Raw genomic sequence first — 26,689 nt, 5'->3', positions numbered from 1 at the left:
GTTGATCAGGGCAGCGTGCCATCCGATGCCCCTTTTATGCCGAAATGCTGATAAGCCAAGTCCGTAACCATCCGTCCACGGGGTGTTCTGATAATGTAGCCCTGCTGGATTAAGAAAGGCTCCAATACGTCTTCGATTGTTCCTTTCTCCTCACTAATCGCGGCCGCAAGGCTTTCGATGCCCACAGGGCCACCATCGAAGCGCTCGATAATGCTGCTTAACAACCTGCGATCAAGATGATCAAATCCCCGGTGATCCACTTTAAGCATGTTTAGTGCCGCATTGGCACTATCCTGATTAACGTTGCCATCGCCCTTCACTTCCGCATAGTCACGAACTCTTCGTAACAGCCTGTTGGCGATTCGGGGTGTACCTCTGGATCTTTTTGCAATCTCTTCAGCACCGGAGGGTTCGATTGAAACGCCCATCAACCCGGCTGAACGTGCCACGATATGAGTTAAATCCCGGGTACTGTAGAACTCCAGTCGTTGCACGATGCCAAAGCGGTCTCTCAGAGGGGACGTTAACAGCCCCGCACGCGTTGTAGCGCCCACGAGCGTAAAGGGCGGTAAGTCGAGCTTGATCGATCGGGCTGCAGGCCCCTCGCCGATCATAATATCGAGCTGGAAATCTTCCATCGCCGGATACAACACTTCTTCGATTGCCGCATTCAAACGATGAATTTCATCAATGAACAAAACATCGCCTTCATCCAGGTTTGTCAGCAACGCAGCCAGATCTCCCGCCCTTTCCAGAACAGGTCCTGATGTTGTTTTAATGGATGAACCCATTTCGTTCGCGATAATGTTCGCCAAGGTTGTTTTGCCCAATCCTGGCGGACCAAAGATCAAAGTATGATCCAGCGCTTCTGAGCGCCGTCGAGCTGCCTCGATAAAAATTTCCATTTGCTGGCATACCGAGGGCTGACCAACATAATCCGCTAACCGTTCCGGGCGGACCGCACGATCGAATTTTTCGTCTGGGAGAGTAACTTGTGAAGATACTATTCTGTCAGCTTCTATCATGGACAGATCATTTCTGAAATCATTGAAGTTTAAGGTTAGGTTCTCAGGAGGAGTACAGATAACCGGGCCAAGCTGCCAATGCGAAGTCCCGCCCCTGACCACTCACTGATTACGGGTGGCAGCGATGGAACAATCATAGCGACATCGTCACCCTTTTACCATGCCTTTCAACGCATCTCGGATAATTTGCTCGACTGAGAGCCCCTCACTTGCCACAGCTGCTATCGCTTTCTTCGCTTCAGCCGGTTTATAACCCAACGCCAGCAATGCTGCTTCCGCCTCGCTTTGTCGGGCTTTATAATCGTTCAGAGGTTGCTGCTCTGCACTCAACAAATCCTGCTCGCCAATACTGCCTGACAACGAAAGCTGCTTTAGCTTGTCTTTCATCTCGATAACCAGACGCTCTGCCGTTTTTTTTCCAACACCAGGTAATTTAACAAGCTGAGTGACATCCTCACGCATAAAGCAATCAGCGAGCTCTAAAACTGACATGCCTGACATTATAGTAACCGCCATTTTAGGCCCAACGCCATTAACCTTTATTAACAATCGAAAAAAGTCACGATCCTGCAGTGACATAAAGCCGTAAAGTTGCTGCGCATCTTCACGCACCACAAAATGGGTATAGAGCGTAACGCCCCCCCCTTTACCTGGCAGCTCGCACAATACACTTAGCGGTGCATCAACCTCATAGCCAATACCGCGCACATCAATTAGCACCGTATTGCCATACTTCCCCAGGAGCTCTCCCTGAATTCTACCTATCATGTCGAAGCCTTACTACGTCACTATCCTGCCTCGCCTTACACGAGCACCACCGGATATTTTAATGAGATTTGATGTCGTATTCGCATGGCAAAGCGCAACAGCCAGACCGTCTGCGGCATCCACCTGAGGTTTTTGCTCCAGACCTAAAATGGCCATAACCATATGTTGAACCTGTGATTTCTCCGCACTCCCCTTCCCCACGACAGACTGTTTTATATTGCGGGCAGCATACTCGAACACCTCGAGTTCATGATTGGCAGCCGCTACAATCGCCACGCCCCTGGCCTGCCCCAACTTAAGTGCAGAATCCGGATTCTTGGCGACGAAAACCTGTTCAATGGCCATTTCAGAAGGCTTGTACCAAGAAATGATTTCAGTGAGGCCGTCATAAAGGATTTTGAGGCGATCCGGCAAAGACCGGTCACCCAAACGAATACAGCCGCTTGCGAGGTACCTGGGCTTCCCGCTGAAGAATTGGATCACCCCATAACCGGTGATCCTCGAGCCTGGGTCTATGCCCAGGATAATTTGCGATCCAATGGGATGACTCAAGCGTTCAAAGCCTCAAGCACTTCTGGCGAAATACTTGAATTAGAATAAACGTTTTGGACATCATCCAGATCTTCAAGGGCATCTACCAATCGCAATACTTTTTCTGCCATATCCACATCCAACGCCACCTCGTTGGATGGCACCATCGTCACCTCACTGGATTCTGGCGTCAAGTTGGCCGCTTGCAACCCATCTTTAACAGCACCAAAGGCTTCCGGCAGGGTGATCACCTCAATTGAACCATCATCGCTGGTCAACACGTCTTCCGCACCCGCCTCAAGTGCAGCTTCCATTACTGTCTCTTCATCAGTACCCGGGGCAAACTGAAGTACCCCCTTTTTCTCAAACAAGTAAGCGACAGAACCGTCTGTACCAAGATTTCCGCCAGCCTTGCTGAATGCATGCCTCACTTCAGCAACAGTCCGGTTTCGATTGTCAGTCATTGCCTCCACGAGAATAGCCACTCCACCGGGGCCATAACCTTCATAAGTCAGCTCATCGTAGTTATCACCATCGTTTCCGCCAGCACCTCGTGCGATGGCCTTGTCTATGGTGTCGCGCTTCATATTTGCGCCCAAAGCCTTATCAACTGCCGCCCTTAAACGAGGATTATCTTCAATAACCCCACCGCCCGCTCTCGCGGCAACAACAATTTCCCGGATTACTTTTGTAAAAACCTTACCGCGCTTGGCGTCCTGAGCGGCTTTCCGGTGCTTGATATTCGCCCATTTACTATGTCCGGCCATTGTAATCTCCAGCCTACTGATATGAGTCTTTATGTTTGAGTATTAACTTACCATGGATACTTTGTGTGGTGAACTGCAAAAAAGCAGACCCTAAAACAAAAGGGAGCATAAGCTCCCTTTTGTTCAGGCATCAGCAATTCAGGATGCGTCGCTATCCTGTTTACGAACGCGAATGCTAAGCTCTTTCAACTGCTTGTCATCAACTTCACCCGGAGCCTGAGTCAACATACAGGTTGCACTCTGGGTTTTCGGGAAGGCAATAACTTCACGGATCGATGACGCTCCAGTCAACAGCATGATCAGACGATCCAGGCCAAATGCAAGCCCGCCGTGAGGAGGACAACCGAATTTTAATGCATCCAGAAGGAAGCCGAATTTGTTCTGAGCTTCCTCATCATCAATTCCAAGAATACGGAATACAGTTTTCTGCATAACCGGATCATGGATACGGATCGAACCACCACCCAATTCGGTACCGTTCAGGACCATATCATAAGCACGAGATAATGCGGCTTCAGGGTTGGCTTCCAACTCTTCCGGCGAACAAGAAGGAGCGGTGAATGGGTGGTGAATCGCAGTAAGACCGCCCTTGTCATCATCTTCAAACATCGGGAAATCAACCACCCAAAGCGGTGCCCATGTTTTCTCCAGCATCTCGAGATCATGCCCGACTTTGATACGCAGCGCACCCAGTGCCTCACAAACAACTCGGGTTTTATCCGCACCGAAGAACACAATATCACCATCCTTAGCACCGAGACGTGCCATAATTGACATGGCAACATCTTCACCCAGGAACTTGACGATCGGCGATTGCAGACCTTCTGCACCTTGTTCCAGGCTATTCACTTTGATCCACGCCAGACCACGGGCACCGTAGATGCCTACATACTTGGTGTATTCATCAATCTGCTTACGACTCAATTTTTCAGCGGCACCAGGCACCAACAATGCGGCAACACGCCCTTTTGCGTCATTCGCCGGACCGGAGAACACCTTGAAGTCAACGTCTTTAACCAGATCCGCAACATCCACCAACTCCAACGGTATCCGCAAATCAGGCTTGTCACTACCGTATCGGGACATGGCTTCGGCATAGGGCATGCGCGGGAAAGTGGGCAATTCAACATCCAGCAAATCATGGAACATTTCTCGAACCATCTGCTCCATAATACCCATTAAGGTATTTTCATCAATGAATGAGCTTTCGATATCAACCTGGGTGAATTCTGGCTGCCTGTCAGCACGAAGATCTTCATCACGGAAACACTTGGCTATTTGATAATAACGGTCAAAACCGGAAACCATCAAAAGCTGCTTGAACAGCTGAGGTGACTGCGGCAACGCGAAAAAACTTCCCTGATGGGTACGACTGGGCACCAGATAATCCCGCGCGCCTTCCGGCGTCGCCCGGGTCAAAATAGGTGTCTCAACGTCCAGAAAGCCCTGACCATCAAGAAAATTGCGGATATAACTGGTCACCTTGGAACGAAAACGCAGCTTGTTGAGCATTTCAGGGCGACGCAAATCCATAAAACGATAGCGAAGACGAACATCTTCACCTACATCAACATAATCATCCAGCGGGAAAGGTGGTGTCTCCGCTTTATTCAAAATCACCAACTCTTTACCCAGCACTTCCACCATACCGGTGGACATATCTGAATTTTCAGTGCCGGATGGACGACGTCTTACGCGCCCTTTCAGCTGAATAACATATTCACTACGGGCAGAATCAGCTAATTTGAACGCCTCCGGAGTATCCGGGTCAACCACAACCTGGGCGATACCGTCGCGATCCCGCAAATCCAAAAAAATAACACCGCCGTGATCCCGACGTTTATGTACCCAACCACAAAGGGTTACTTCCTGATCTATGTGTGCTTCGTTTAATCCACCGCAATAATGGCTGCGCATGATATATCCTGTACTTTGTTTTGTAATGTATTGAACTTTTTTACAGCGCGTTTAATTACAGTTCGACCTGCTACGCGCTTGAGCGAATTCCCAGAGCGTCTCAGCTGCCCGTGGACTCTGTCTTTTTGGTGGAGGAGTCCGCTTTATTTTCACCGGCAAGATTTTTCTTTTTACCGGTTTTAAAATCAGTTTCGTACCAACCACCACCCTTCAATCTGAAGCCCGCTGCTGAGATTTTCTTCGTAAACGCAGGCTCGGAACACTGAGGACAATCAGTCAAGGGCGCATCACTTAGCTTTTGCAATACATCTTTTTGAAAGTCACAACTTTTGCACACATACTCATAAATCGGCATATGGACCAACCTCACCTGAAAAATCTTATCAATAGAGCCAAAGGCAGCGCCCGTTCATCTGGCACAACTTAAAACCGCCTTAAAAAGCGCGACATTATAAACATATTTTTAGTGAAAATCAGTTTTTCTTCTGCACTTTAAACCCGGACTTACCAAGCCCGACATCCATCAAGCAATAGAACAACAATTGCCACAACGTTAACCTCCAATCAAATCACACTCGAAATCAGTTTTGATTCTGCTAGGCTTAGATGTACACATATTGATCAGAGCGGTATCTAAATCATGGCCCTCCCTGCCCCTCCCAATTACGACCCCAACCTTTTGGATGACTTTATGGTTGAGTTCGAGGAGGCCCACGAATTTTCCGAGAACACACTTGTTGAGCTGGAAAAGCATCCTGCCGACGAGGAACTTCTGCATAAACTTTTCAGGTCTGTTCATACGATAAAAGGCAATCTGACCTTTATCGGCTTTCAAATTCTCGTGCCACTACTACAAAGTGTTGAAGACATTCTATCCGCCGTGCGCAACGAAGAGTTTGGTTTTACCCGGGAAATCAGCGATGTTGTATTACTTTCACTGGATCGCACTAAAGAACTGATTGCCGAGCTTTCTGGCGGGGACGATTCAGGCACCACCGAGTCGTCCCTGGATCATCTGAGCCAGTTGATTGCCAGCGTGGCGACTTGTGACGATAAATCAAGGGAAGCACGCCTGCACTCGATAATTCTGGAACTCGATCCCAGCACGCTCGCCTTGAGCGATCCATCTACAAATCAGGAAGACACACACCCGGAATTGGTTCACCTGGATACCAGCCTGGGGAAAATAGAGAAGTTACTTCTGGCCCACCAGGTAACCATCGATGACGATATTGCATTCTTCTTCAGCCTGATGAAACCTTTGGAAGCGCGCTCAACGTATTGGTCCGGCCGGAGTTTCAGGCTCCTGTTGATCGCCTTGAGCATGAACCATAAAGCTGGAAACCCCATCAATTCTACACAATTAACCACTGCAGTCATCATGCACGACATATCGATGGCTTTCCTGCCTTTGGATATTCTACACAAGAGCACCGTCTACAACGCCGATGAACGGAAAATCGTTCAAAACCATGCCATTTCCAGTCACCAGCTACTGAAAAACATGAATAGATGGGCGGAAGCAGCAGAAATGGTCCTGCAACATCACGAGCATTTTGACGGTATGGGATACCCCGAAGGCTTGTCTGATGAACACATATGCCATGGCGCAAAAGTCCTCGCCATCATCGATGCGTACGATGCCATCACCCATGAACGCGCCCATACATCGCGCGTTAAAAGACCTTTCATTCGTGCAGTGCTCGAAATAAACAGCCTGTCCGGCTCTCAATTTTCACCTTACTGGATCGAAATTTTCAATTCAGTGATCAAAATGCTGCACGCCCGAGGACTGGTTTAGATACAAACCAATTCACAGCAACAAACATCTGCACATTGTTTCGATTTTTTTATCAATGCACGTTATCATTACGCGCCTGAGCTACCACTCCGGTCACAATAAGCCTTGGGCTCAGGCCCCAAGCTAAAAGGAATACTAAACGTGTCAACCCGCGCAGAACAAAAGCAGAAAACCCGAAGAGCACTCATGGATGCCGCACTGCAACAGCTAAGCGCTGACCGGGGCTTTGCCAGCCTGAGCTTGCGTGAAGTCGCTCGGGAAGCCGGTATCGCCCCCACTTCGTTCTATCGCCATTTCAATGAACTTGATGAGCTCGGCCTGGCACTTGTTGATGAAGCCGGAGTCACACTGCGACAGCTGATGCGACAAGCTCGAAAACGCATTCAGAAGCACGGCAGCGCTGTTAACACATCAGTTGAAACTTTCATGGAGTATCTGACCAACAACGAGAATCTTTTCCGTTTGTTGCTTCGCGAGAAAACCGGGGTATCCAAACAATTCAGAACAGCAATTCATGCGGAAATTGACCACTTCGTCTCAGAGCTGGCTGAAGACCTGGCGAAATTTGCCGAAGACAAAAAGAGCCCGGTGCTGGACGCACGACTGGTCGCCGAAGCCATGGTCAGCATTGTTTTCAATCAAGGGGCGGAAGCGCTGGATTGCACAACGAAAGAAAAATTAAGACTGAAAGAAAACATGAAACTGCAATTGCGCATGATCTTGCTGGGTGCCGAAGTCATGCACAATCAGGCCTTGAGAGAAACAACCACTGCTATCTAGCGGAAAAAAGAGGTAGCGATAGCCAGGCCTTGGCACCACTTTGAATTGAAGCCAGTTCTTCCTCAGTATATGGCTCGGATGGAACTTTACCCCATACGGGACCGGGCCAGGCAACATCTGACTCGAACCGAACAATATGATGGATATGCAACTGCCTGACAACATTACCCAGTGCCGCAACATTCAGTTTGTATCCGGCGAACTGCTTCATGATATGCATTGACAACCGGTTGGACTCTTCTTGAAACTGCTTTTGTTGCTCAGCATCCAGATGATAAAGCTCGCTGATTTGCGGAACTCTGGGCACCAGAATAAACCACGGATAGTGCCGGTCATTCATCAAGAGTACTTCGCATAGCGGCCACGATGCCAATTTGATCGTATCTTTTGCCAAGCGCTCATCCAGTTCAAACATATATCTACCTTTATTTAATGGGCCGGGTCGATTTTCAGTGGATCAGGCCGATCGTTTTGCCAGCCATTTTTTCTCCCATTCCAGCGCGGAACGCACAATCAATTCCAGATCATCAAACTGCGGCTCCCAGCTCAGAGTGCCTTTGATCAGGGCATTATCTGCCATCAATGCATCTGGATCACCCTCCCGGCGACCGGTAAGCTCAACAGGAAAGTCCACACCGGAAACCCGCTTCACAACATCAATAACTTCTGTAACCGTAAACCCGCGCCCGTAGCCACAATTGAGAATATTCGAGCCGCCACCATTGGCCATATGCTCCAGCGCCTTGATATGCGCGCTCGCCAAATCATCAACATGAATATAATCCCGAATACAGGTACCATCCCGCGTATCGTAATCGGTTCCGAAGACCTTCATCCCTTCGCGCTGCCCGGTTGCACACTCACAAGCAACTTTGATCAAATGAGTCGCCTCCGGAGTCGCCTGACCGATTCGCCCTTCAACATCGGCACCTGCGACGTTGAAATAGCGAAGAATGGTATATTTCAAGCCGGATGCTGCAGCCAGATCTGTTATCATCCTTTCGCTCATCATTTTAGATGCACCGTAAGGGTTGATTGGACTGAGCAGAGCGGACTCTGAAATCACTTTCAGTTCAGGCATACCGTATACTGCAGCGGTGGATGAGAACACCATATGGGGCACGCGATGAGCCTGAACTTGCATTAATAAATTGAGTGTATTTCGAGTATTGTTTGAATAGTATTTAAGCGGGTTTTCGACGGATTCCGGAACGACTATATTGGCCGCAAAATGCAACACACCATCAAATGTGTGTGCACTGAACAGAGCAGCCAATGCATCAACATCGGCTAAATCACCAACCACCAACTCACCATGGGTAACCGCCCATTTGTATCCCGTGGACAGATTATCATAAACGACGACATCATAGCCTGCTTCGCCCAACTGACGCACAACATGACTACCAATATATCCCGCCCCCCCAGTTACCAATACCTTCATCACTGCCACTCCTGCCTTGAGATATGATTATTTCTTTCGGTAATGCACTATATCCTTGGGTCTTGCTTTTTCAGTCCTCGCGACAACTTCTTTTCTTCTCTGCGCCGCGCAAAAAAACCTGAAATCAGATTTGCACTGGTCTCAGCCAGTACACCGCCGAGGTATTCAACACGATGATTGAAAGCAGCATGCTCGAATAAACGATTCTGACTGACGACCGCACCGGACTTGGGCTCAGTTGCACCAAACACCAGTAAATTAATTCGCGCATGCACAATCGCCCCGACGCACATCGTACAGGGCTCCAAAGTAACATACATCTGACAATCCACAAGTCGGTAATTGCCAATTTGGCTGGCCGCTTCGCGAATGGCCATGATTTCCGCATGAGCTGTAGGGTCATGACCTGAAATCGGGCGATTGTAACCTCGTCCGATGATTTCATCCCCCCTGACAACAACAGCCCCGACGGGAACCTCATCAGCCCGCTCAGCAAGCTTCGCGAGCTCGAGCGCTTCAGACATCCAGCGCTCATGCTCTTCAATGCTGCGTGCTATCAAGTTATTCCCACTCAATTGTCGCAGGCGGCTTGGAGGAAATATCGTAAGTCACCCGTGAAACACCGGAAATCTCATTAATAATTCGATTCGATACGGTTTCCAACAGGTCATATGGTAAATGCGCCCAGCGAGCCGTCATAAAGTCTACGGTTTCAACCGCCCGAATCGCGACAACATATTCGTAGCGGCGCGCATCACCAACTACACCAACCGATTTAACGGGCAAGAAAACAGCGAAAGCCTGGCTGACTTTGTGGTACCAGTCGGCACGATGCAACTCTTCGATGAAAATCGCATCGGCCTGACGCAATATATCGGCATACTCTTTCTTGACTTCACCCAGTATTCTGACCCCCAACCCCGGGCCCGGGAAAGGATGGCGATACACCATATCATAGGGCAGCCCCAATTCCAGGCCAATTTTTCGAACCTCATCCTTGAACAATTCACGAAGCGGTTCAACCAGTTTCAGCTTCATGTCTTCCGGCAATCCGCCCACATTGTGATGTGATTTGATCACATGCGCCTTGCCTGTTTTAGCGGCTGCAGACTCGATCACATCAGGATAAATGGTGCCTTGTGCCAGCCAGTTTACGTCTTTGATTTGTGCAGCCTGGTCATCGAATACGTCGATAAACGTGTTACCGATAATCTTACGCTTCTGTTCGGGATCATTTACGCCTGCCAGCTTCCCGAGGAATTGGTCTTCGGCATCAGCACGAATAACCTTCACCCCCATATTTTTGGCAAACATTTCCATGACCTGATCACCTTCTTCCAAACGTAACAAGCCATTATCAACAAACACACAGGTCAACTGATCACCTATTGCTCGGTGCAAGAGTGCAGCGGTCACACTGGAATCAACACCACCGGAGAGTCCCAACAATACCTTGTCGGAACCAACCTGTTTACGGATCGTTGCAATCGCATCCTCAACAATCTTGGCGGGTGTCCAGAGCGCTTCACAACCACAGAGCGTCATGACAAAACGCTCCAGAATTCGCTTGCCTTGCAGCGTATGAGTTACTTCAGGATGGAATTGCACACCGAACAGCTGACGATCCTTGTTTTGCATGGCAGACACAGGGGCACTGTCCGTACCGGCGACCAACTCAAACCCTTCTGGCAGACCAATAACCTTGTCCCCATGGCTCATCCAGACGTCAAGCAAAGCCTGACCCTGTTCATTAACGTGGTCCGCAATATCCTCGAACAACGGCGAGGCAGTTTGTACCGCCACCTGGGCATAACCAAATTCACGTTTGTCGGAACTCGCAACTTTACCGCCTAATTGCTCCGCCATCGTCTGCATACCGTAGCAGATGCCGAGTACCGGCAAACCACAGTCGAAAATAAACTCCGGCGCGCGCGGGCTATCCATTTCGGTCACCGACTCAGGCCCGCCAGCCAGGACTACACCTTTAGGTGCAAATTCATCGAAATCTTCCCGGCTGATGTCAAATGCTCTGATCTCACAATACACGCCAATCTCTCGTACCCGTCGGGCGATCAACTGGGTGTATTGAGATCCGAAATCAAGAATGAGCAATCGATGTTCATGTATATTCTGGGACATAGGTGAGAAAAGCTCCGACAAATTAAAACGAAAAATGGGGGCGCTTTGGCCCCCAATTTGGGTGGTGCATGAGGACGACCATTTTATACCGTCAAAATCAGCGCTTAACTGACCCGGTAGTTTGGCGCCTCCTTAGTAATGGTTACATCGTGTACGTGACTCTCTTTCATTCCGGCATTGGTGATCCGGGTGAACTGAGGCTTGGTACGCATTTCATCGATATTTTTGCTACCGGTATAACCCATACTGGCACGCAAACCGCCCAGCAACTGATGAACGATATTGGTCATCGGCCCTTTACAGGCAACTCGGCCCTCAATACCTTCGGGAACGAGTTTTTCAGCACCCGCACTGGCATCCTGAAAATAGCGGTCACTTGACCCTTGAGTACCCGACATGGCACCAAGTGAGCCCATACCGCGGTACGACTTATACGTTCGCCCTTGGTACAGCTCAACTTCACCTGGCGCTTCATCGGTTCCAGCGAGCAAGCTACCGATCATCACAGAGTGCGCTCCTGCTGCAACCGCCTTCGCAATATCACCCGAAAAGCGAATTCCACCATCAGCAATCACGGGAACACCGTGCGGTTTAAGTGCCTCGGCAACATTAGCTACTGCAGAGATTTGAGGTACACCAATACCAGCCACAATCCGTGTAGTACAGATTGAACCGGGACCAATGCCAACTTTTACCGCATCCGCGCCGGCTTCCGCCAACGCCAGCGCTGCATCTGCAGTTGCAATGTTGCCCCCGATAACCTGCACTTCAGGAAAGCTTTCCTTAACCCAGCGAACTCGATCAATTACCCCTTTGGAGTGGCCATGGGCTGTATCCACCACGATTACATCCACTCCGGCATTGACCAGCGCGGTAATTCTGTCCGGGGTTTCCGCTCCGGTACCCACTGCCGCACCGACACGCAAACGCCCTTGCTCATCTTTACAAGCATTCGGAAAATCCTGCGACTTCTGGATATCCTTAACAGTAATCAGTCCCTTCAGCTCGAAATCAGTATTGACCACCAACACCTTTTCAATGCGGTGTTTGTGTAGCAGATTTTTAACCGTCTCGAGATCGGTACCTTCCTTGACCGTAACAAGCTTTTCCTTTGGTGTCATTATCTCTGAAACTTTTGTTTCCAGACGGCCCTCAAAGCGAATGTCACGCCCTGTGACGATACCCACCAGATCTTTACCATCCACAACTGGCAAGCCCGAAATTTTGTTGGCAAAAGTAATGTCCAACAACTCACGTACAGAGGTATCAGGCGTAACGGTAATCGGATCTTTCACCACACCGCTTTCAAACTTTTTCACGGCACGTACCTGTGCTGCCTGATTTTCAATGGACATATTTTTATGTATTATCCCTATGCCACCTTCTTGAGCCATGGCGATTGCCAGACCGGATTCGGTAACGGTATCCATCGCAGATGAGAGAAGAGGAATATTCAGCTGAATACCTTTGGTCAGCTGAGTTTTCAGTACTACATCTTTGGGAAGGACGTCAGAGTATCCGGGGATCAACAGAACATCATCAAAGGTAAGCGCTTCTTGTGCGATACGCAGCATGTGATTCGCCTTTTACTTGCTAAGATTAACGCGACATTATAGTTCGCTTGAAGATGCCAGTAAACCATACATATAGCTAAACTTTCTAAACATCCATTTGCTAAATACAGACGAAGCCACGGCACGACGATTACAAATCCAATGACATTGTATCCAAAGTACCCAAATACCTCAGGCACGCACGCAAACAGCGGCGCAACCCCACCGGTTCAAAGCACGACCCCACAACATACAGCGAGTAACGGTGGACAGAGCCCGAGCCAACCGGTACCGATCGCCCAATTTGTAAGAATGGCCAAGCAATTGCTCGAGGTCAGCTTCATGCAAATCTGGATTACTGGCGAAATTTCGAATTTCAGTCGACCATCGTCAGGCCATTGGTATTTTACGCTTAAAGATGCTCGCTCCCAGGTGCGCTGTGCGATGTTTAAAAGCCGCAACCTCCAGGTGAAGCGATTACCCCGGGAGGGTGACCAAATCGTGGTACTCGCCAAAGCTACGATTTACGAAAGCCGGGGTGACTTTCAGCTTGTGGTCGAGGCTTTACAACATGCAGGTGAAGGCGAACTGCAACGACAGTTTGAACAACTCAAGACCAAACTGCATGGGGAAGGCTTGTTCGAGCAGGCTCACAAATCCCCTTTGCCCTCGATGCCGAAACATATTGCGGTCATTACGTCTCCAACCGGGGCTGCCATACATGACATTCTATCTGTCGTAAATCGCCGCTTCCCCGGACTTCGCGTTACCTTGCTACCGGTTGCCGTTCAAGGGAAAGAAGCTGCCACCGAAATCGTAAACGCGCTAAATATGGCAAACCACCACCCGTTTTTTAACCAAGACCCGCTTGATTTGATTCTTCTCGGGCGAGGCGGAGGGTCTCTGGAAGACCTCTGGCCTTTTAATGAAGAAATTGTGGCTCGCGCAATTTTTGCCAGCACACTGCCGGTCGTCAGTGCAGTGGGCCATGAAGTAGATTTCACGATCTCGGATTTCGTAGCGGATTACCGGGCCCCAACCCCCTCCGCTGCGGCAGAGAGCATCACACCAGACCAGGAACATCTGCTCCAGTCGACAATGCAATTCAGTGATCGACTGGAAAAGATAATGTCAGGCCAGATCACTCATGCCAGACAAATGTCGGAAGCCTTGGCTGCACGCCTCAAGACACCCAAAAACTACATTGAAGAACAATACCAATGGGCCGATGACCTGATGAGTCGCTTGACCAGCGCTCAAGGGCGCTTGCTTCAGGGCCTCGCAAAACAACACAGCAATCAAGTGCAACGACTAAGCACCCAGAACCCAAAACGAAAAATTTCCGAGCTCAATCAAAAATGCAGTGAGATAAAATCGCGCCTTACCCTCTCTACAACCAGGCAAATCCACCTGAAACAGCAAATATTAGCCAGCCTGGGCCGCAACCTGAATACCCTCAGCCCGCTGAACACACTGGATAGAGGCTTTACGATTTTACTGAACAAACAGACGACAGAAGAGCACGTAGTGGATTCAGTGAAAAAAATCTCGGTAGGTGACCGACTGACGGCTCGGTTGAAAGATGGTCAGGCACAGATGCAGGTTTTGAAAATAGATAACCGGTGAAACAGGAATTCAAAGAGAAAAATCAGGGTACAACTAACAACGCCCTGACAATAAACTCGTCCCTGAGCGAGCCCGATTTATAACACCAACCGGCACAAGCATGGAACAACACAAAGATGAATGGCACGTCTGATAAACGATGGCTGGTCTGTGCGGATCACGAAAACCGGCCATCACTGCCATTTATTATGGTCTAACTTTGGCATTAAGCAAGCATTCCCCCATTACACCGCTTGAATGCCACCTAAACTGTGAGTAATGTAAGCGCGAACCATTGCTTTCAGCTCGGTCAACATGATATCCGCTTCCGCTTCATCCATATTCATCATCAACCTCAGAATCGCCCCACAACTTCTGGGCAACATGACACAAATCACCCACATACGCTTGTTTTCAATATGAGGAAACATCTGAGAAGCTCTTTTTGAAATGACGTGAGCATTATCGTACAACTCCCCCAAGTCCAGTTGCTGCAATTCCGGCATCGCCTCAACTCCGGACCAGATTTCCTTGTACCCTGGTTCATGACGATAAAAATGGGCATAGCCATCTATTAGTCGATCAAAGCCGGATTCCATATCCAGCTCTAGCATGGTTTCAGTCAAGTGTTCATTCAACTTTACGATATGCTGCTCAGCCAATGCCTTGATGATTGCTGACTTGTTTGGAAAATAACGATACAGTGACGCCAAAGACATGCCCGCTCGTCGGGCTATCTCTGATGTTTTGGCTCGATCAACCCCTACTTCCTGAATCACTTCAGCCGTCACTTTCAATATCGTACTGACCCGCTCGCGACTCCTGGCTTGTACGGGAATACGACGGGGAGCAACTTTAGGTTTACGAATCAGACTTGCTCCACTTTCCTGAACATCCCGTCCTTCATCCACTGCATCCTGCTTGGTTTTAATCGTTTCAACGTTGTCATTTTTTACTGCTGTCATCACTCGAGTTTTTCCTTGATTCTACTTATCCCGCATCAGGGCCTGTTGAACACGACGATTTATTACACACCTAAGCAACTAAAACCCACTCTCCTGGTTTCTTGATTGAGCAAATTTCAGGCTCAACAGAGGTTAAATATGAAACTCAACAGACCCTAATATTTGCTGACGAGGACTTGATCCAGATTGTAATTCAATACCCGTTCAAGTTTCTGATGCTTGACTTCATCAGAGGGCAAATAGGAAATCTCAGCACCAAACTTCATATGATCACGTACCGCCTTCCGATTTTGCACATATGAAACGTACAAAGTCTGCTCAACCTCTTTTGTTAATAAAGGCCGGATATCGAAACTTCGCTCCTCTCTGGGTGACAACTCGATACTCTGCGCACCTGCCCCCAAGTTCAAGTTCTGCTGGACACGATTTGCACTGATCGATACAGTCCCGATACGAACCTTTCGGTTTGAATGGTTTTTGAGCGTCAGCTCAAATTCATCCAACTCCATCCCTAAATCGGAGTTATGCATCGCAAACCGGGGTAACATGACACCGAATCGACGTGCGACCACTTCATAGCTAATTGGCAACCGTAACGGTGATGCATTGGCATTGACCGCTCCGGGACATTTGATATTGACCTGATAATCGCCAATATAAGGAGAATGACTGCAAACTACCGTGTACTTGGCAGTCGCATCCCGAAGGTAGCGTAATAGCCCCTTCCGCTCAGTATCGTAATTCTGCTCTATCCGACGCTGAATGACTTTGACAATGGGGTGAATCGATTCCCCGAGTGATGCAGCAGTTTTCAACGGGTTAATTAACGTTTTGAAATCGAAACTCCGTTTAACGACGCGCTCGGGGATTAACTCTACCTGATCATCCCAACGTACATCATAATTAAAATATCCGGATCGATCTGAAATCTTGCGCTCGATATCCAGACTCGAAGTTGCACGCTCGATATAACCATTAATATAGTTATCCTGAAGCCGTTCAAGCCGCCCCTGATATCGTGCGGCCAAGCGATTCAAGCTGCGGATCGCGGTTTCTCTTGAAGTGACATCAAGCGCTTCATCACCCCGCTCCAGCCAATCCCGGGCACGCTCCGTCAGATTAAGCTGGCGGGCGACCAACGCCATACGATAGACATCTGTTTTGACTGTTTTCGAAGATTCTTTTTCGGAATTTGAAAAGATTGAGAACTGGCTTGAGCAGACAGAATAATCCGCTATCGCCTTGCGCTCACTTATTTCGTGCTTCTCGCAGCGGGTGTCCACAGATTGAACACCCAAAGAAACCAACTGGCGCGCCGGATCAATCAGAATCACTTCCGTCTCAAGATCCTGCTCGGGAGCAACAAACCAGGGTACATGGAACTCATCGGATGGATCATACGCGATGACAAAAGCGATGGTGGTTTTACCCGGCAGCAATTGCCGACTGAATCTATAACCCTCCAGCACAGATGAAATATCCACTGCATCCTGGGTGGCATTTACAGTCAGAACCGGCTTTGGCGGACTAACCGGCAACGCCGGTGGCGGATTGACCAGACCAGGGTCATTTTTGGTACTGTTTTCATCTTTAACTGACCACATCTGGGCACTGCATCCAACAAAAGCAGCCCCCGCAATGATCAGCACACTCGATTTCAACAGCGACGAAACTATACCATTTTGAAGCCTTTTATTTACACTCATAATGCTAAAATCATTGTTTTTATTGTATCAGCCGCACTACCCGGTGGGTTAAATGCGTTTCCCTGAGGATTGTTTTTAACAGCGCCTGTAACGCTTGAGCAAATACTCTACACGAAAAAACACTAAAATTGTACAGAATAGATACAATATGCTCAATAATTCCTTAAGTCTTCGCCCATGGACTTTGCCAAATCTCCCTTAGGGCGTAGAATGTCAAGCCTTTACACTGCGACACACAAACGAACCTATAAAGTTTAACATTCAGGACTGGAAACCGGACTATGCGTGCAAGCCAATACCTTATCGCAACCTTGAAGGAAACTCCTGCTGATGCTGAAGTCGTGAGCCATCAGCTCATGCTTAGAGCAGGCATGATCAGAAAACTCGCCTCAGGATTGTATACTTGGTTACCGATGGGCTTACGTGTCTTGAGAAAAGTAGAGGCCATCGTGCGGACCGAGATGGATAAATCCGGTGCTCAGGAAGTTTTGATGCCTGCAGTGCAGCCTGCTGAGCTCTGGGAAGAATCCGGTCGCTGGTTTCAATACGGCTCGGAATTGCTTCGCCTCAAAGATCGCCATGAGCGGGATTTCTGCGTTGGCCCGACCCATGAAGAGGTGATTACCGACCTGATTCGGAATGAGCTCAAAAGTTACAAACAGCTACCGGCCAACTTCTACCAGATTCAGACTAAATTCCGGGATGAGCGCCGCCCACGTTTCGGTTTGATGCGTGCCCGCGAATTCCTCATGAAAGATGCCTACTCTTTCCATGCGAGCACCAGCTCCCTGGATGATACTTACCAGATTATGTACCAAACATACCACAACATTTTCACCCGACTGGGCCTCGAATTCCGGGCGGTTCAGGCTGACTCGGGCAGCATTGGCGGGAACTCATCACACGAGTTTCACGTTCTGGCTCAATCCGGTGAAGATGCGATTGCGTTCAGCAATGAAAGTGACTTTGCCGCCAATATCGAGTTGGCTGCGGCGATACCCGAAACCACTGAACGGCCCGCAGCGACACAAGACATGATGAAAGTCGCCACACCAGAACAAAAAACCATCGAGGCGGTTTCAACATTCCTGAAAGTTAGCCCGCAACAAACGATTAAAACCCTTATCGTCCACGGTGAAGAGGAAAATACGCTGGTCGCTCTGGTTTTGCGGGGCGATCATACGCTCAATGAAATAAAAGCCGAAAAGCTCACCAGCGTGGCAGAACCATTGCAGTTCGCAAGTGACGCTGAAATCAAAGCCGCTTGCGGCGCAGAGCCAGGCTCAATCGGGCCGGTCGGATTGGGCATTGAGGTCATTGTGGACCGGTCTGCCGCCGTACTTGGGGATTTTGTATGCGGAGCAAATGAGGATCACATGCACCTCACCGGCGTAAACTGGGAGCGGGATTGCACACCCACCCGAATAGAAGACATCCGAAACGTACTGGAAGGTGATTTAAGCCCTGATGGTAAAGGAACGTTGGAAATCAAACGAGGCATTGAAGTCGGCCACATATTTAAATTGGGAAATAAATACAGCGCCGCGATGAACGCATCAGTTCTGGATGAAAATGGCAAGGCGGTCATCATGGAAATGGGGTGCTATGGTATTGGTGTATCGCGCATTGTCGCATCCTCAATTGAACAGAACCATGATGACAACGGGATCATCTGGCCCGCATCGATCGCGCCTTTCAGTCTCGTTTTAGTACCACTGAATATGCACAAATCTGAAGTTGTTGCGCAAAAAGCAGAGGAATTGTACAACCGCTTTACTGAAATGGGCGTTGATGTATTGTTGGACGATCGCAATGAGAGACCCGGTGTAAAATTTGCCGACATGGAGCTCATTGGCATTCCACATCGAGTAGTGATTAGTGAACGTGGGCTAAAGCAAGGCACACTTGAATACAAAGGCCGCCAGGACAGCGAATCCCAAGACATTGCTGTTGATGAAGCAATCACATACCTAAACCAGAAACTGGAATCATAATCAGCAGAAGATTCCCCCGCGGTTAACTCCACCCTGCTCACTTCGGCAGGGTGATCTATTTCAGGTTTCCCGGCTTTTTGACGCTCTATTACAATGCCATTCACAGCAAAATAGTAAAAGTAGGTTTATACTTTAGGCGTCCGGACACACTAAACAAAACCAATTAATGATTACTACAGGCTAGCCCTGAAACAACCCAGCACTTTATAAATAAACATGCGAAAAACAAAAAAAGATGATTGCCGCTGCCGATATTTGGTCGATTTGACACGGCAAAAAGATGTTTTTCATTTGGACGAGGCGTTTACACAAGCCGTCAAAGAAATGCTCGCAGCCGAAAGCGTTTCAATCCACGACCCCAATAACCTCACGTCCGAAAACCTGTCTTCCGCCGATGTGGTACTGGATATCGCCCGCGGATCCGGCATGGTTGCCAAGTTACTGATTTCGAATAACGCTGAGTTAGCGGATACCCAGAGCTTACAAGAACTCCTGGAAGTCTATAGCAACCAGTATCATCACATCTATCGCAGCACCCAGGACATGCTGACCCGACTGCTGAACCGCACTGCTTTCGATGAGCGAATGCAGCGCTTGTTCGGACCCAGAAAGCACCATCGTAAAAAAGATGAACGACGGGCAATGGCCATCCTGGATGTTGACCACTTCAAGAAAATCAACGATACCTATGGCCATCTATACGGGGATGAAATACTTATTCTGCTTGCCAATATGATGCAGGAAGCCTTTCGGGCTGAAGATTGGTTATTCCGATACGGAGGAGAAGAATTCATCATTGTACTGAATGACGCAGATCTGATAACAGCCGAAATGGTCGTTGATCGCTTCAGAATCGCTGTTGAGTCCCGGAATTTTCCTCAGATAGGCCGGGTTACCATTAGCGCCGGGCTAACCCAGATTTTCCCGTCCAAAGGGCTGACCAGCACCATTGCCGAAGCTGATCAGGCGCTGTACTACTCTAAAGATACCGGAAGAAATCAAGTATCTGTATTTCGCAAATTGATTGAGGCTGGGATCATCGACGACTCAAACTCATTCGGTGGCGAGCTTGAGTTATTCTAAGCGCACAACCCCGGGGCTGGCTCTGGCAAATTCAAGTGCGTGCAACAAAGGCGAACGTCACTTGTCGCTCTCGCCCTTACTCTGTTTCGCTTTTCTAATCAGCCTCTTCTCCAGTATCAACTCACTCGCCGGGCAACAGCTCTTCGATGCTGAACTCAGGGACTTGCTGAAAAACACCATAACAGACAATCAATCATTTGCAGATCGTTACGATGCCGAAGTCTGGCTGGTAGACATGTCCACTCGCCTGGAAAAATTTGTCAAATCCCCAAAGCAACGCCTGGAGTGGCTGGAGCTCATCCACAGAGAGGCCAACCGCGCTGGAGTCGAGCCTGAACTGGTTCTTGCGGTCATTGAGATCGAAAGCCACTTTAACCGGTTTGCAATCTCTCGTGTAGGCGCTCAAGGCCTGATGCAGGTGATGCCATTCTGGAAAAAAGAAATTGGTCGATCAGAGGATAACTTGACCCAAGTACAAACCAACCTGCGCTATGGCTGCACCATTCTTAAACATTACATCGATAAAGAAAAAGGCAATTTAACCCGTGCCCTGGCCCGCTACAATGGTAGCCTGGGGAAAACCTGGTATCCCGAGAAAGTAATGAATGCATGGGAAAAAAACTGGTTTGTGAATTACTGACTCCGGGGCAATTCAAATTCCAGCCACGAGCATGAAAAGCGATCCGAGAGAACTCAAGCTAACTTGACCACGGATTGAAACTTGTTGTTTTCATCAAAATTTATCTGAAAAACACCACGGACACCGGAACGTGTCACAAACTTCTTCAGAATTGAAGCCGGGAACTGAACTCGCTTTCCGGTTCTGCATATCGCAGACACAGAACGCACAGACCCCCGATAATAGTACAACCAATCATCCGCAGGTATGTCCAAATCTACAATAATACTGTGCATGAAATACGTTTTATCTCTAATAATTTATTACTTACTAGCGCAGGTCCGACAGGTTTAGCCTGGTTGCTATTGTACAACAAATGAGTAACAACACAGGCGGAAGATTAATGCATCTCAACGAATAAACTTTGTGCGAAAACCGGCTGAGTAGCAGGAATGTGGCAAAGAGCTAATTTTCACTAAAAACCTAGACCAGTCCACAGAAAATTCCCCCATTAGGAGATAGCATAGAATCTAATATAAATAACGTTAAGATTGTTTGACAATCTGAGCTGAATTTATACACCAAAAAGGCTTTAAGACCATTCCCTCAGCCTTTCAGGTCGACTCTTTCCGCTAAATCACCTGATTTCTTCACTTTTTTGCTATTTTTCCATAAAACTAAGCCCTTTGGACGATGCCACTACGCCCCCCTAATTGATAACCTAGTCACATTGATTTTGAGACAACAAACTCAGGCCGTTTGTTTTCTCCACCAAGAAGACTGGGCACCCAATACTTAGCCCACGAACCAGACGGTAAATGCTAGAACTTATCTAACATTGCCGTTTTTTTTTGCCCTGAAAAAGCCCCCACTTCGATTACTGAAGGAAGAGACTGCTATAAATAGTGCAACCTCCCCTCAGAACCCGCTCGTGATTTACCCTTACTTATCTTACTGACTCACTTTCTTACTCGCTTAAAGTTGACCGCCCGGTGTCGCGTGGGTCGAACTTTGGGCAAGATCCAACAATTCCCGGAGCGCGACGGAGTACATCGCGAACTCAGGATCTTTTGATGCTTTGAGTTCTGTGCACATCTGTGACCATCTATCCACCAACTCTGAGTGGTATTCCAACCAGTGTGTCAGGCGCTCATTCGCTGCCTTGGGTGCATTTTTCAAGCGCAACACACCAACTGTAAGGGAACGTTGCTGCCAGTCCAGATCCTCTCTGAAAGTCTCCCGAGCCAGGGCCTGCCAATGGGTAGCGGGACGCATCTGGTTGATTTGACTGGAAAACCACCCCAAATCGAGTTGCTCTCCCAAGGAGTAATAGATATAGGCCACTTCCGGCAACGTAGTAGACGTTAGCTCCTGCGCTTCAATAATACCCAACGCAGAATAGAGATGCGTTGCCCCGGCTATGATTTGTGCAAGACCTGGATCAATACCACCCGCAACATATTGATCATATTTATTCTGCCACTCGAGTAGCTGGTCTCCAATTAAATAGCTCGACAGATTATCTGCAATTTCATTAACGCCTTTTTCAAACTTCTTCACATTGGCGGCGATATTCAACTCGCTGCGGCGATTGCGCAACAGCCAGCGGGATGCGCGGCGGATAAGTCGCATCAATTCGCTCATCATTTCTGCCTGCGTCTCACTGGGAACGGTATAGTCAAGTCGCTCTATCATTGTCCACCAATGCTCGAGCCTGAAAACATCCCGCGCAATAATGTAGGCTAACGAGATGGCGCCCACAGATGCTCCAGTAGATTGCCTGAGGCGCTCGACGAAAGTAATCCCCATGTGGTTGACCATATCATTGGCGATTTGTGTTGCCACAATTTCACGGCGCAGTTTGTGTAACTTCAGCTGATCCGAATACTTCTCAACCAACATTTTTGGGAGAACCTGTTCGATTTCCCGGGCAAGATAATCATCATCCGGCAATGCGGATTCATTCAAACTCTCTTTGAGGTCTCCCTTTACATACGATATCAACACAGAGAGCTCCGGCCGACTCAACCCTAAATTGAGCACCTTACGTTCCAATATGGTTTCATCGTCGGGTATAAACTCCAGTTCACGATTCAGTTTTCCGGATGATTCGTATGTCGAGATCAAACGGCGATACTCTTCAATTCTTGGCGCAACGTCAAAGGAGGCATTGCTGATCGCCAGGGTTTGACGGTAATTGTTTTTCAGAACCAGAGCCGCGACTTCATCCGTCATCTCCGCGAGCATTTCATTGCGTTGCTTTTCGGTGAGGTCACCATTTGCCACAATTTCATTGAGCAAAATTTTCATGTTAACTTCATGATCCGAGCAATCCACACCGCCGGCATTGTCGATGAAATCAGTATTGAGTCGCCCCCCCTGAAGCGCAAACTCGATCCGGGCCCTCTGGGTCATTCCAAGGTTGCCCCCCTCGCCAATTACTTTTGCACGTAAATCCCGGGCATTCACCCGCAGATTATCATTGGCTTTATCGCCCACATCAGCATCGGTTTCAGCTTTTGCTTTGACATAGGTGCCAATGCCGCCAAACCAGACCAAATCAACTTCCGCCTTCAGAATATAAGAAATCAACATATTCGGTGGAACCCGATCAACTTTTATTCCGAGCAATGCTTTAACTTCCGGGGTAAGCGCGATTGATTTCGATGCTCTCGAAAATACACCGCCACCTTTAGAAATTAACGATTTGTCAAAGTCATCCCAGGTACTCCGTGGCAATTCGAATAAACGCTGCCGTTCAGCAAAGCTGCGCTCAGCATCAGGGTCAGGATCAACAAAAATATGCAGATGGTTGAATGCCGCAACCAGTTTAATATGGGGCGATAACAACATCCCGTTACCGAAAACATCCCCCGACATATCGCCCACCCCGGCCACAGTAAAATCTGTGGTCGCAGTATTAACCCCCATTTCCCGAAAGTGTCGCTCAACACTCACCCAGGCACCGCGTGCGGTAATACCCATTTTTTTATGATCGTAGCCATGACTGCCCCCGGAAGCGAACGCATCCCCCAGCCAGAACCCGTATTCTGCTGACAACTGATTTGCAATATCCGAGAACGTGGCGGTTCCTTTATCTGCCGCGACAACCAAGTAGGTATCATCCTCATCATGACGGATCACGGATTGCGGCGGGATAACCGCACCTTCTTGAACATTATCGGTGATATCCAGTAGACCTCTGATAAACGTTTTATAACTTTCGACCCCCTCGCGCAAAAAAGCTTCCCGATCATTTTCCGGCAACTGCTTGGCGACAAATCCGCCTTTAGCGCCGACAGGCACAATCACGGCATTCTTGACTTGCTGAGCTTTGACCAGGCCAAGCACTTCAGTACGGAAGTCCTCGTAGCGGTCAGACCACCGCAACCCGCCTCGAGCAACCCTTCCACCGCGCAGATGCACACCTTCAATCCGGTTGGAATAGACAAAAATTTCAAACATTGGCATGGGCAATGGCATATCCGGAATGTCTGAAGGGCTAAATTTGAGTGAAATATAATTCTTTAACTGGCCGGCGTTATCGGGCTGATAGAAATTGGTTCTGAGCGTCGCTTTTATCAGATCGATATAGAGCCTTAGAATTTTGTCTTCACTGAGATTGCTCACTTCGTCCAGTCCCTGATTGAACTCAAGCTCTATTTTTTGCTGGCTTGCAGCACTCTTGGAACGGCTCTTAAAGGTATCTGGATAAAATTTCGACTCGAAGAAAGTGAGTATCATTTGCGTCAAAGGAACATGGGCTGCCAGCGTTAGCGCGATAAACTCCTGACTATTGCTGACCCGAATCTGGCGCATGTAGCGCGCATAAGCCCTAATCAAGGCTATTTGGCGCCAATTCAGGTGGGCCCCCAGGAGCAACAGGTTGAAATTATCGTTTTCTGCTTCGCCGAGCAGCACTTTCTGGAACAGTTCTTCAAATATTTTTCGTATGCGGTGAATATCAATAACCCGACCGGCATAACTGTGCAAGGTGAAATCATGTATCCAAACCACGCCTCCCTTACGGTTTTTGACCTCATAAGGGTGCTCACCGATAACCTTCAAACCGAGATTTTCAAAAATAGGTAAAACATCCGACAGAGGGAGTTGCTCTTCAGGGTGAAATAATTTGAAGTGAAGGGTGTGATCAAGCTCCTCAAGCGCCCGATAAAAACTCATGGATATCGGCTTGTCACGATTGACTTCTGCCATGTGGTCGACGTCGATTACGGCCCGACGAGGAGAAAACTCCTCTCGATATGCGGCGGGGAAAGCATTTTCGTAGAGATGAATGTAGGTGTTCGCCAATTCCTCCCCATGAGCTTCATACAATGCTTCACGAAAGCCATCTTTCCAGGATTGTGCGGCTTCAACAATTTTATTTTGCAGCGCATCGACATCAATTACTCGATCGTCTTTTTGCTTCACCCGAATATTAAACTGGGTTCGCGCTAGCACTGACTCGGAAAAATGTGTGGTAAATTCAATGTCTTCTGCCTCAAGTTCGGTGCACAAGATGTGCTCCATTTTCAGACGCAAATCGGTGTTGTAAATATCCCGGGGCACAAACACCATTGCACTGACAAACTGGGCGTAGGCATCCTCCCGGATAAATAACCGGATCTTACGGCGCTCCTGAATGTACATAATTCCCATTGCAACACGAAATAATTCATCCGCGTCAATCTGAAACAAATCATCTCGGGGATATACAGCAAGAACCTGCTCCAACTCCTTGCGCCCATACTCGTTGGTATCGAGCCCGGAACGTTCAATAACACTCGCCGTTTTGGCTCGGATCAATGGGATTTCTGAATGGCGTTGCTGATACACCGTGGCGGTGTAAAGGCCCAGAAAACGACGTTCTCCGATTACGTTGCCATCCGAATCAAACTTTTTAATGGAGACATAGTCTGGATAGGCAGGCCGATGGACACGAGATCGCTGTGCTGACTTGGCAAAGGCAAAAATATCTGGTTTTAGCAAATGTTCCCGAGTCTTGCGGGGCAATTCGCTCAGATAGGCTGTTCCCGGTCGTTCATTGTGGCTTTTCAGAATCCCCAACTCCGACCCTTTGATACGCCTTAATTCAATGTCATTATCCCGGCGGGTAAACTCATACTCGTCATAGCCCAGAAACGTAAAGTGATCGTCCGCCAGCCAATTGATAAAAGCGGTCGCTTCAGTGAGGTCGTCACTGGAAAACTGTTTGTTCTTTTTGATTTCCTTGCGCGAATCCAGCGCATACTGGCGCATGGTTTCATAATCATCTACCGCTATGCGTACTTCAGACAGCACTTGCAGTAATTCCAGACGGAGACCCTCAAGCGCTTTAGCCTCATTTCGACGATCAATCTCGACAAATACAAAAGCTTCCCCTGCACCTTTCTTGGCATCACTTTTTTTCTTGGCCAGTTTTTCATCCCGGGTGAGCAATTTGGTCAAGTGCCCTTTCCGATCGCGTTCAACCTGCAATACCGCATGATGGATTGAGTGGATCGTAAGCTCTGCCTTGTTAAGGGCCAGCCGGATCGAATCGACTAAAAACGGGATATTAACATGCAATATCGCGATAACAGAATGGGTGGATTGCCAACCGTTCTCTTCCAGGTCAGGGTTAAAAACCTCGACTTTGGGTTGATTTACCTGATGATGATTCAGGAAGTTCCAGCAGGATAAGACTGCACCATAAATATCTTCCAACCTGCGCCCCCGAGCTTCTTCCACCGGGAGATTCTCGAAGTATTGACTGGCGAACAGCATCACATCGTCAGCGAGTCTGGCTTCCAGTTTTTCGCGATAGAGCTCTTCCAGTTGGCTCAGGAACTTCTCTTTACTTTCAGTATTAGCCTGCTTCATATTCCCCCACTTACCGGTATCTCAGAACACCGGGATTAACTGTTTATTTTTATGCGATTTAGAATCAAGTCTCATTCCGAATCATGAACATAGTTTAATGATAGTCTACGCCTTGAAATTTTGGGCAACG

Annotated in this window: 21 protein-coding genes; 6 read left to right on the top strand and 15 right to left on the bottom strand. The window is 48.4% G+C overall.

Going from position 1 to position 26,689, the window contains the following annotated elements; genetic code table 11:
- Nucleotides 1–5: 5 nt before the first annotated feature.
- The 6 genes from ruvB to OLMES_RS12560 all read right to left on the bottom strand — a co-directional run bounded on the left by ruvB (nt 6) and on the right by OLMES_RS12560 (nt 5,363).
- Nucleotides 6–1,025 (bottom strand): Holliday junction branch migration DNA helicase RuvB, encoded by a 1,020-nt coding sequence (gene ruvB, locus OLMES_RS12585; RefSeq protein WP_087461576.1) that lies wholly within the window; start codon nt 1,023–1,025, stop codon nt 6–8.
- A gap of 147 nt (nt 1,026–1,172) precedes the next feature.
- The gene (gene ruvA / locus OLMES_RS12580) at nt 1,173–1,793 is read right to left on the bottom strand and encodes a Holliday junction branch migration protein RuvA (protein WP_087461575.1); all 621 of its coding nucleotides are present in this window, start codon (nt 1,791–1,793) and stop codon (nt 1,173–1,175) included.
- Between the two features lie 12 nt (nt 1,794–1,805).
- Nucleotides 1,806–2,345: a crossover junction endodeoxyribonuclease RuvC gene (ruvC, locus tag OLMES_RS12575; RefSeq protein ID WP_232465328.1), complete on the bottom strand. Its 540-nt coding sequence runs from the start codon at nt 2,343–2,345 to the stop codon at nt 1,806–1,808.
- Complete coding sequence (locus OLMES_RS12570; RefSeq protein WP_087461574.1) at nt 2,342–3,091, bottom strand: YebC/PmpR family DNA-binding transcriptional regulator; 750 nt, start codon at nt 3,089–3,091, stop codon at nt 2,342–2,344. Before OLMES_RS12570 ends, ruvC begins: the two co-directional genes overlap by 4 nt.
- Nucleotides 3,092–3,229: 138 nt before the next feature.
- The gene (aspS, locus tag OLMES_RS12565) at nt 3,230–5,008 is read right to left on the bottom strand and encodes an aspartate--tRNA ligase (protein WP_087461573.1); all 1,779 of its coding nucleotides are present in this window, start codon (nt 5,006–5,008) and stop codon (nt 3,230–3,232) included.
- A gap of 100 nt (nt 5,009–5,108) precedes the next feature.
- Nucleotides 5,109–5,363 carry an FmdB family zinc ribbon protein gene (locus OLMES_RS12560; protein ID WP_087461572.1) on the bottom strand — a complete coding sequence of 85 codons (255 nt, stop codon included), beginning with the start codon at nt 5,361–5,363 and terminating at the stop codon, nt 5,109–5,111.
- 285 nt (nt 5,364–5,648) lie between these two features.
- Here OLMES_RS12560 and OLMES_RS12555 point away from each other — a divergent pair, with 285 nt between their 5' ends.
- Both OLMES_RS12555 and fabR read left to right on the top strand, forming a co-directional pair.
- Nucleotides 5,649–6,809 (top strand): HD domain-containing phosphohydrolase, encoded by a 1,161-nt coding sequence (locus OLMES_RS12555; RefSeq protein WP_087461571.1) that lies wholly within the window; start codon nt 5,649–5,651, stop codon nt 6,807–6,809.
- Between the two features lie 141 nt (nt 6,810–6,950).
- On the top strand, nt 6,951–7,589 hold the full coding sequence (fabR, locus tag OLMES_RS12550) for an HTH-type transcriptional repressor FabR (RefSeq protein WP_087461570.1): 639 nt from the start codon (nt 6,951–6,953) through the stop codon (nt 7,587–7,589).
- Here the strand turns inward: fabR and OLMES_RS12545 are convergent.
- From OLMES_RS12545 to guaB, 5 genes are all read right to left on the bottom strand, one after another.
- Nucleotides 7,582–8,004, bottom strand: coding sequence for an HIT domain-containing protein (locus OLMES_RS12545; protein WP_087461569.1), 423 nt, complete (start codon nt 8,002–8,004; stop codon nt 7,582–7,584). The two genes, fabR and OLMES_RS12545, sit on opposite strands and share 8 nt — an antisense overlap.
- A gap of 42 nt (nt 8,005–8,046) precedes the next feature.
- Nucleotides 8,047–9,033: a UDP-glucose 4-epimerase GalE gene (gene galE, locus OLMES_RS12540; RefSeq protein WP_087461568.1), complete on the bottom strand. Its 987-nt coding sequence runs from the start codon at nt 9,031–9,033 to the stop codon at nt 8,047–8,049.
- A 47-nt stretch (nt 9,034–9,080) separates the two neighbouring features.
- Nucleotides 9,081–9,593 carry a tRNA adenosine(34) deaminase TadA gene (tadA, locus tag OLMES_RS12535; protein ID WP_332454936.1) on the bottom strand — a complete coding sequence of 171 codons (513 nt, stop codon included), beginning with the start codon at nt 9,591–9,593 and terminating at the stop codon, nt 9,081–9,083.
- 1 nt (nt 9,594) lies between these two features.
- Nucleotides 9,595–11,172, bottom strand: coding sequence for a glutamine-hydrolyzing GMP synthase (guaA, locus tag OLMES_RS12530; RefSeq protein WP_087461567.1), 1,578 nt, complete (start codon nt 11,170–11,172; stop codon nt 9,595–9,597).
- 104 nt (nt 11,173–11,276) lie between these two features.
- On the bottom strand, nt 11,277–12,746 hold the full coding sequence (gene guaB, locus OLMES_RS12525; RefSeq protein WP_087461566.1) for an IMP dehydrogenase: 1,470 nt from the start codon (nt 12,744–12,746) through the stop codon (nt 11,277–11,279).
- A 141-nt stretch (nt 12,747–12,887) separates the two neighbouring features.
- Between guaB and xseA the strand changes: the two genes are divergently transcribed.
- On the top strand, nt 12,888–14,351 hold the full coding sequence (gene xseA / locus OLMES_RS12520) for an exodeoxyribonuclease VII large subunit (RefSeq protein WP_087461565.1): 1,464 nt from the start codon (nt 12,888–12,890) through the stop codon (nt 14,349–14,351).
- A gap of 224 nt (nt 14,352–14,575) precedes the next feature.
- Here the strand turns inward: xseA and OLMES_RS12515 are convergent, their stop codons facing one another.
- The gene (locus OLMES_RS12515) at nt 14,576–15,295 is read right to left on the bottom strand and encodes a TetR/AcrR family transcriptional regulator (protein WP_087461564.1); all 720 of its coding nucleotides are present in this window, start codon (nt 15,293–15,295) and stop codon (nt 14,576–14,578) included.
- Nucleotides 15,296–15,450: 155 nt separating this feature from the next.
- Nucleotides 15,451–17,001, bottom strand: a complete 1,551-nt coding sequence (locus OLMES_RS12510; RefSeq protein WP_087461563.1) for a hypothetical protein — start codon at nt 16,999–17,001, stop codon at nt 15,451–15,453.
- 281 nt (nt 17,002–17,282) lie between these two features.
- Between OLMES_RS12510 and OLMES_RS12505 the strand changes: the two genes are divergently transcribed.
- The 3 genes from OLMES_RS12505 (at nt 17,283) to OLMES_RS12495 (ending at nt 20,718) form a co-directional block, all read left to right on the top strand.
- Entirely contained in the window at nt 17,283–18,995 is a 1,713-nt protein-coding gene (locus tag OLMES_RS12505) for a proline--tRNA ligase (RefSeq protein WP_087461562.1), read from the top strand.
- Nucleotides 18,996–19,211: 216 nt separating this feature from the next.
- Nucleotides 19,212–20,078, top strand: a complete 867-nt coding sequence (locus OLMES_RS12500; protein ID WP_087461561.1) for a GGDEF domain-containing protein — start codon at nt 19,212–19,214, stop codon at nt 20,076–20,078.
- Nucleotides 20,065–20,718 (top strand): lytic transglycosylase domain-containing protein, encoded by a 654-nt coding sequence (locus OLMES_RS12495; protein WP_232465327.1) that lies wholly within the window; start codon nt 20,065–20,067, stop codon nt 20,716–20,718. Before OLMES_RS12500 ends, OLMES_RS12495 begins: the two co-directional genes overlap by 14 nt.
- 53 nt (nt 20,719–20,771) lie before the next feature.
- Here OLMES_RS12495 and OLMES_RS12490 read toward each other — a convergent pair whose 3' ends face one another.
- Nucleotides 20,772–20,993, bottom strand: a complete 222-nt coding sequence (locus tag OLMES_RS12490; protein WP_087461560.1) for a DUF2835 domain-containing protein — start codon at nt 20,991–20,993, stop codon at nt 20,772–20,774.
- A 679-nt stretch (nt 20,994–21,672) separates the two neighbouring features.
- A complete protein-coding gene (locus OLMES_RS12485) occupies nt 21,673–26,559 on the bottom strand; it encodes an NAD-glutamate dehydrogenase (RefSeq protein WP_087461559.1) in 4,887 nt (1,628 codons plus the stop codon).
- Nucleotides 26,560–26,689: the final 130 nt, after the last annotated feature.

The sequence above is a fragment of the Oleiphilus messinensis genome (assembly GCF_002162375.1).
In the GTDB taxonomy this organism is placed as follows: Bacteria; Pseudomonadota; Gammaproteobacteria; order Pseudomonadales; family Oleiphilaceae; genus Oleiphilus; species Oleiphilus messinensis.
This window is presented reverse-complemented; position numbering and strand designations above follow the sequence as displayed.